Origin of the sequence: Algoriphagus aestuariicola (genome assembly GCF_017254835.1) — a bacterium.
Lineage (GTDB): Bacteria > Bacteroidota > Bacteroidia > Cytophagales > Cyclobacteriaceae > Algoriphagus > Algoriphagus aestuariicola.
Map to the genome: position 1 here is coordinate 1 of NZ_JAFKCW010000083.1, position 281 is coordinate 281.

1 protein-coding gene is annotated in these 281 nt (G+C 72.6%); it reads left to right on the forward strand.

Annotated elements, in window-relative coordinates:
• Window positions 1–281: DUF2958 domain-containing protein (locus tag J0A67_RS22920; RefSeq protein ID WP_241265316.1), on the forward strand; the 281-nt coding region annotated here is incomplete at both ends.

Genomic DNA, 281 nt, shown 5'->3' on the forward strand with positions numbered 1-281 from the left:
GACCCAGAGCGCGCGCAACTGCTCGCCAACGGCGAGGCCCGTGCCGCTGGCCGGGCCATCGACCCGGTGCCCGTGGTGCGGCTGTTCACGCCCGACGCGCATGTGACTTGGCTGCTGGCGGCGCTCGATCCCGCCGATGGCGACACCGCTTGGGGCCTTATCGACCTGGGGATCGGGATGCCCGCGCAGGGCACCGTCAAGCTGTCCGAGCTGGCCGGCATCGTCGGGCCGCGCCAGCAGCCCGTACTGCGCGACCTCTATTTCCGGCCCACGCGCACGCT